Source organism: Rhodoferax sp. UBA5149, assembly GCF_002413825.1.
Taxonomy (GTDB): Bacteria; Pseudomonadota; Gammaproteobacteria; order Burkholderiales; family Burkholderiaceae_C; genus Rhodoferax.
Genome location: NZ_DHXT01000233.1, coordinates 2,277 through 8,606 on the forward strand (window position 1 = coordinate 2,277; position 6,330 = coordinate 8,606).

Genomic DNA, 6,330 nt, shown 5'->3' on the forward strand with positions numbered 1-6,330 from the left:
GGCAGTGACCTCCTGTCAATTCTGAGCAGGAGGGTTCTGTCCCATGCACGCCGCCGCCTCTCAGGTCAGCGCAGCGTAGCGCTCCAGATGGTGGTCGGCGTCGCCAAAACGTTGCGTGAGCACCGTGAGGCGACGGAAGGTGTGCGACACCTTCATCTCCTCGGTCATGCCCATGCCACCGTGCAACTGCACCGATTCCTGGCTGATCAGGCGCGCCGCGTCAGCGATGCTGACCTTGGCCGACGAGATCGCGGCCTTGCGTGTGGCAGCGGCGGCCGGCTCTAGGGAGCTGGCGGCGGCATCCACGCGGCAGGCGGCCAGTATCGCCATGGAGCGTGCTTGTTCGCCGGCAATGTACATGTCCACCATGCGGTGCTGCAGGGCCTGGAAGGCGCCGATCGGCGCGCCAAACTGCTTGCGCGTCTTGAGGTAGTCGAGCGTTGCATCAGTGGCCGATTTCATCGCGCCAACGGCCTCCGCGCACAGCAGCGCGGTCGCGAAATCCACCGCCTCTTCAATCCAGGGAAGTGCGCTGCCCTCGCCACCGAGCAAGGCGTCGGCGCCGACCATGACGCCGGTCAACGTTACGTCACCGGCGCGTTGACCGTCGACCGTGCGATAAGCGCTGACGCTGACGCCCGGCGCCGTGCGATCGACCAGAAACAGACTCGCACCCCCACCGGTGCGGGCGGAGACGACCAGTACATCGGCCAGCGGCGCGCCGATCACCACCATTTTTTCGCCGTCGAGCTTCCATTGCGCACCACTGCGGGTGGCGCTGGTCGTCGTCGGGTCCAGCGCGTAACGTTGGCCGCGCTCCAGATAGGCGAAGGTCGCCTTGCGGCTACCGTCGATCAGGGCCGGCAGAACCGCTGCGCGTTGCGCCTCGGAGCCCGCGTGGGCGACCAGGCGAGTGGCCAGCGCGATGTGATCGAGCAGCGGCTCGATCACCAGCGCCTCGCCAAAGGCTTCCATCGCCGCCATCATGTCAACGGCGCCGCCGCCGAAGCCACCGTCGGCCTGCGCGAAGGGAATGGCCGTCAGACCCATTTCGGCAAAGGTCGACCAGGCCGCTTCGCTGAAGCCAGCGCTGGAGTTGATCGCCTGCTTGCGCGACTCAAAGTCGTACGCCTTGGCGAGGTACTTGCTCACCGAGTCGGCAAGCAACTGCTGTTCTTCGTTGTATTCGAAATCCATGTCGTTTTCCTTGTTAAAGCCCGAGCGTCATCTTGGCAATGATGTTGCGCTGGATTTCGTTGGAGCCGGCGTAGATGCTGGCCTTGCGGTAGTTGAAGTAGCGCGGCGAGAGGCGTGATTGCAAGGGATCAACCGCACCGCCTTCGATCGCCACAAAAGGTTGTGCGTTCGGGCCGACCGCCTGCATCATCAGCTCTGTGATCGCCTGCTGAATCTCGCTGCCGCGCAGCTTGAGCATCGACACGTCCGCACCTGGCGGCTGGCCGGTCTTGCGCATCTTGTCCAGAAAACGCATACCCATCAGTTCCTGGGCCGCGAGGTCGATCTCGATGTGGGAGAGGCGGTCGCGGAAACGCGGGTCTTCGATCAAGGGACGGCCGTTTTTCAGTTCACGTCCGGCCAGCGCGCGCAAGGCCGCCAGTTCGCGCTGCAAGCCGCCAACGCTGGCACTGCCCAGGCGCTCGTGACCCAGCAGGTACTTGGCCACGGTCCAGCCCTTGTTCTCCTCGTGCACCAGGTTTTCCACCGGCACCTTGACGTCTTCGAAGAACACCTCGTTGACTTCGTGGCTGCCGTCCATCAGGATGAGGGGGCGCACGGTGATGCCCGGGGTCTTCATGTCGATCAGCAGGAAGCTGATGCCTTCCTGGCGTTTTTCGGCGCTCGTATCGGTACGCACCAGGCAGAAGATCCAGTCACCGTAATGGGCCAGCGTGGTCCATATCTTCTGACCGTTGACCAGGTAGTGGTCGCCGTGGCGCTCGGCGCGCGTCTTCAGCGCCGCCAGGTCAGAACCGGCGCCCGGCTCCGAGTAGCCCTGCACCCAGAAGTCCTCGCCGTCACGAATGCGCGGCAGGAAACGGTTCTTTTGCGCGTCGGTACCAAAGCGCAGCAAAACCGCAGCGCACATCTGGGGCCCGAAAGAGGGCAGCGCTGGCGCGCCGGCCAGGCCGGACTCGCCGTCAAAAATGTAGCGCTGGGTGATGTCCCAACCCGTGCCGCCCCATTCGGTTGGCCAGTGTGGCACGGCCCAACCCTTGGCGGCCAGGATCTTGTGCCAGCGCATGTAGTCATCACGCGAGAGGTGCTTGTATTGGGTGACCTTGTCGCGGATGTCGGCCGGCAGATTGCCTGCCAGCCAGGTGCGGACTTCGTTTCGAAAGGCCTGTTCTTCAGTGGAATAACTCAAGTCCATGGGGATATCTCCTGACGTGCAAATCATGTTGCGTTGCGCCGATGGGGCGTTGCCCACCCGGGCGCGCAAGCTGACAATGGTAGCCACCGATGTTGCAACACGCTGTCACGTAGGCAACCATGGCGCGGATTCAGCACGATCGCCTTCCGCCAAGCAGATAAGCGCCGAGGTGACAGCCAAAGCAGGCCAGGTTTGGCAAACTCTGGGCTTGTGATGGCGATTTCCGCGATCGGCTTGGCGCACCAGCGTTGCGCCGCCGCGCTACCCGGATCGTTGTCTCACCAGAAAGGCAGGCTATGGATTTCGAGTATTCGCCCAAAGTGCAGGCGCTGCGCCAGCGCCTGGAAGACTTCATCGACCGTTATGTGTTGCCTTACAACGGCGCCTGGCATCGCTCGGTGGCTGAAGGTGTCTTTCCGCCCCCCTTCATGGAGGATCTCAAGGCGCTGGCCAAGTCGGAAGGCCTGTGGAACCTTTTTTTGCCCGGTCTGCACGACGACGAGCCCGGCGAGCGGCTGAGCAACCTGGACTACGCACCGCTGGCCGAAATCATGGGGCGGCTGCCGTGGGCCTCGGAGGTGTTCAACTGCAGCGCGCCCGACACCGGCAACATGGAGCTGTTGCACCTGTTTGCCACGCCCGCACAAAACCAGCGCTGGTTGCGCCCCTTGCTGGACGGTGAGATGCGCTCCGCGTTTGCCATGTCCGAGCCCGACGTGGCCTCATCGGACCCGACCAACTTGCAGACCCGGGTTTGCCATGAGGGCGATCAGCTGGTGCTCAATGGCCGCAAATGGTTCATTACCGGGGCCTCCCACCCGAACTGCAAGTTGCTGATCGTGATGTGCCGCAGCGGCGACGATGAGGCCGGCAAACATGCGCAACACAGCATGGTGCTGGTGCCCATGGACAGCCCCGGCGTCACGCTGGTGCGCAATATTCCGATCATGCAGCACCACTCGCCCGAGGGGCATTGCGAAATTGTGTTCCGTGACGTGCACGTGCCACTGACGAATCTGCTGGGCCAGGAGGGCGCCGGTTTTGCCATGGCGCAGGCGCGCCTGGGGCCAGGGCGCATTCACCATTGCATGCGCACCATCGGTCAGTGTGAACTGGCGCTCGCCTTGATGTGCGACCGCACGCTGGAACGTCACGCCTTTGGCAAGTACCTGGCCGACTTCGCCAACGTGCAGGAGTGGATTGCCGAGTCGCGCCTGGAAATCGATCAGGCCCGTTTGCTGGTGTTGCGCGCCGCTTGGCGGCTGGACCAGGGTGAGCTTGCCAAGGAGCGCACGCAGGCCCGGGTCGATGTGTCCGCCATCAAGGTGGTGGCGGCCCGGCTGCAGACGCGCGTGGTCAACCGCGCCATGCAGGTGTTTGGTGCCATGGGGCTGTCGCCGGATACCCCGCTGGCCTACTTCTGGACCTGGGGCCGTGCCCTGCACTTGCTCGATGGGCCGGATGAAGTGCACTTGCGCACCGTGGCCCGCCACGAGCTGGACCAGGCGCGCTTGTGTCGGGGTGCGACATCCGCCTATTTCACGCTGCCGGAGCAACTGCTGGCCGAGCCGCGCATCCGCTAGCGGGATCGCCGACTAGACCAGCAACAGCATCCGGTTCAGGTCAAAATGAACCTTGACGTCGCCCTGCGGCAGGCTGGCGCTGATGCGGTAGTCTGACAGGCCGGTGAGACGCACAATCGGCTCGCCGGTGGGGATGCCTGCTTTGTTGACCAGCACCGCCACCTTGGGTGTGGTGGTGTTGGCGCCGCGTTTGACGACGACCGCCACTTCGTTGTTGACCAGTCTCACAAATGATCCGGGCGGGTAGATGCCGACCACTTTGACCAGCGCGGCGCCGGCCTCGTCGACCTGGCGTTTTTCGTCAAAATATGCCGCCTGCAAGGCCGATGGCGTGGTCATGCCGGCCCGCGCGGCACGCGGGGCCAGGCGGGCTGAAAACACATCGGCCCGCTGAATCAGGCGCGCCATCTGCAGTTGGATGTCGCGGCCCTTCAGGGGACCCGAGGGTGCGCTGTGGTGATGAAACACCGCATCCAGCCAGCGGCTGTCGGTCACGCCCAGCTGCTGCAACAGTTGCACCGAGACCTCCGCGTGCTGGTCAATCACTTCTTTTTGCTCGCTGCTGGGCGGTTGCTTCTGCTTGGCCAGCTGATCCTGCATCTCCGTCATGGCGAAGTTCATGGTCAGCGCCGCGTTGCCCAGGATGTGTTGGTGCTCTTCGTCCCAGCCCAGTACATCGCGCGCCGCCAGCATGCACATGGTGCTGACCAGCAGCGCGTGGGTGGCGCTGTAAAGCTCGGTGTCAGTGGCGGACAGGTGAATCAGCGCCAGCAAGGACGCGTCGGGATGGCGCAAAACCTGGCGCGACAGATCGTGCTGCAGCTGGCGCAGCCGCAGCATCGCCTCCGGGCTGTTCACATCCCGAAGCACCCAGTTGGCGCGCAACTGCATGGACTGCCAGTCGATCCGGTCGTCGCGCTCTGGCACGCTGCTGCTGCGCAGTGGCTTCAGCTCGGCCAGATCGGATTCCGCAATTTCGCCCAGCGTGGTGTCCTGGTTCAGCAAGGCGTTCAGTCGTGCGCCGGCGGCGCGGCTGATGGCGGACGGGAGTTCGATGAAAATCGCCCGCTTTTCATGCAGCATGTCGAGTTCGGGTCGATTCCGGATCACATAGCCCTTGCTGGCCAGCAAAGACCCGTCCTCCGTGCGCAAGGCGTGAGGCAGGGGCTGTCCCAGAACGATGGCTTCGGGTTGAATTCGAACAAGCTTCATATCGGTGGCCGATTATGAACGAAGGGCCGAATAGGGCAGATCAAGAAATCGGCATCTACACCAGCAAGGCCGCCAAGGCGCACAAGGCCGCCGTCTCGGCCCGCAGCACACGGGGCCCGAGCGTGACCGGCGCAAAGCCGCAGGCCAGGGCCGTGTCTTCCTCGGCGCTGCTCAAGCCGCCCTCGGGGCCTGACAGAAAGGTGATGGCCGCGGCCGGGTTGCCCAGGGCGCTGACGGCGTCCCGCAAGCCTGGTGTACCCGGACGCAGCGACAGCAGCAGGGCCTGGCCCGTTCTGGCAGCGGACTGCGCCTTGGTCCACGCCGCAAAACCCATGACCTCATGCATTTGGGGCACCCGGTTGCCGCCGCATTGCTCGCACGCCGCCACGGCCACGCTTTGCCAGTGCGCCACTTTTTTCCCGGCCCGTTCGCCGGACAGTCGCAACACGCTGCGCTCGGTCATCAGGGGCTGGATGCTGGCCACGCCCAGCTCGGTGGCTTTCTCCACCAGCCAGTCCATGCGGTCGTTGGCGGGCATGCCGACGACCAGGTGCACCGCGCGTCGGGCTTCGCGTTCAACCGGGTGGTGGCTGCCGATCTGCACCTGCACGTCGCTGCGCCCCATGCGCGTGACGGTGGCCTCGAACTCGCCGCCGAGGGCGCGCTCGCCAGCCGCTCCCGCCCCTCCCGGCCCACCATTGAACAAGGTGATGCTGTCGCCCGGCTGCAGGCGCAGCACCTGGACATGGCGCGCGGCGCTGGCGGGCAGGTCCAGCAGCTCACCCGGGATGAGGTGTGTGGGGCAGTAAAAACGGGGCATGAAAGGTGGTTGCTATGCTATTAATAGCTGCTGACGCATGTTTTACGGGGGCTAGAGCACTAATTTGTTCAAACCCTGCCGAAGGCGTAGCCGTTGGCGACTTCGATGCCCTCGACGCGCTCGATCAGGCGCAGCAGCGGTTTGAGTTCGCGGTAGCGCTCGCAGGTGGCGCGCATGTAGCGGATAAAGCGCGGCGTATCCGCCAGGTACTGGGGCTTGCCGTCGCGCAGCGTGAGGCGGGCAAAAATACCGGCCACTTTCAGGTGCCGCTGCAGACCCATCCATTCGACACCGCGGTAAAACTCGCCAAAGTCGTCGCCCAC

The 6,330-nt window shown here is 64.3% G+C and carries 5 protein-coding genes and 1 pseudogene; 1 reads left to right on the top strand and 5 read right to left on the bottom strand.

Annotated features, from left to right (window positions below):
- Window positions 1–60: 60 nt before the first annotated feature.
- The gene (locus B3V69_RS20455; protein WP_296449601.1) at window positions 61–1,197 is read right to left on the bottom strand and encodes an acyl-CoA dehydrogenase family protein; all 1,137 of its coding nucleotides are present in this window, start codon (window positions 1,195–1,197) and stop codon (window positions 61–63) included.
- 13 nt (window positions 1,198–1,210) lie between these two features.
- The gene (locus B3V69_RS20460) at window positions 1,211–2,392 is read right to left on the bottom strand and encodes an acyl-CoA dehydrogenase family protein (RefSeq protein ID WP_296449603.1); all 1,182 of its coding nucleotides are present in this window, start codon (window positions 2,390–2,392) and stop codon (window positions 1,211–1,213) included.
- Window positions 2,393–2,688: 296 nt separating this feature from the next.
- Between B3V69_RS20460 and B3V69_RS20465 the strand changes: the two genes are divergently transcribed.
- Entirely contained in the window at window positions 2,689–3,975 is a 1,287-nt protein-coding gene (locus B3V69_RS20465; RefSeq protein WP_296449606.1) for an acyl-CoA dehydrogenase family protein, read from the top strand.
- 12 nt (window positions 3,976–3,987) lie between these two features.
- Here B3V69_RS20465 and B3V69_RS20470 read toward each other — a convergent pair whose 3' ends face one another.
- From B3V69_RS20470 to B3V69_RS20480, 3 genes and pseudogenes are all read right to left on the bottom strand, one after another.
- A complete protein-coding gene (locus tag B3V69_RS20470; protein ID WP_296449610.1) occupies window positions 3,988–5,187 on the bottom strand; it encodes an HD-GYP domain-containing protein in 1,200 nt (399 codons plus the stop codon).
- A 55-nt stretch (window positions 5,188–5,242) separates the two neighbouring features.
- Window positions 5,243–6,007, bottom strand: coding sequence for a 16S rRNA (uracil(1498)-N(3))-methyltransferase (locus tag B3V69_RS20475; RefSeq protein ID WP_296449613.1), 765 nt, complete (start codon window positions 6,005–6,007; stop codon window positions 5,243–5,245).
- A gap of 68 nt (window positions 6,008–6,075) precedes the next feature.
- Window positions 6,076–6,330, bottom strand: a pseudogene (locus tag B3V69_RS20480) (aminoglycoside phosphotransferase); the annotation flags it as partial.

Coding starts and splice junctions, on each gene's coding strand:
- B3V69_RS20460 (WP_296449603.1), bottom strand. CDS start 2,392: ATGGACTTGAGTTATTCCACTGAAGAACAGGCCTTTCGAAACGAAGTC.
- B3V69_RS20470 (WP_296449610.1), bottom strand. CDS start 5,187: ATGAAGCTTGTTCGAATTCAACCCGAAGCCATCGTTCTGGGACAGCCC.
- B3V69_RS20475 (WP_296449613.1), bottom strand. CDS start 6,007: ATGCCCCGTTTTTACTGCCCCACACACCTCATCCCGGGTGAGCTGCTG.
- B3V69_RS20465 (WP_296449606.1), top strand. CDS start 2,689: ATGGATTTCGAGTATTCGCCCAAAGTGCAGGCGCTGCGCCAGCGCCTG.
- B3V69_RS20455 (WP_296449601.1), bottom strand. CDS start 1,197: ATGGATTTCGAATACAACGAAGAACAGCAGTTGCTTGCCGACTCGGTG.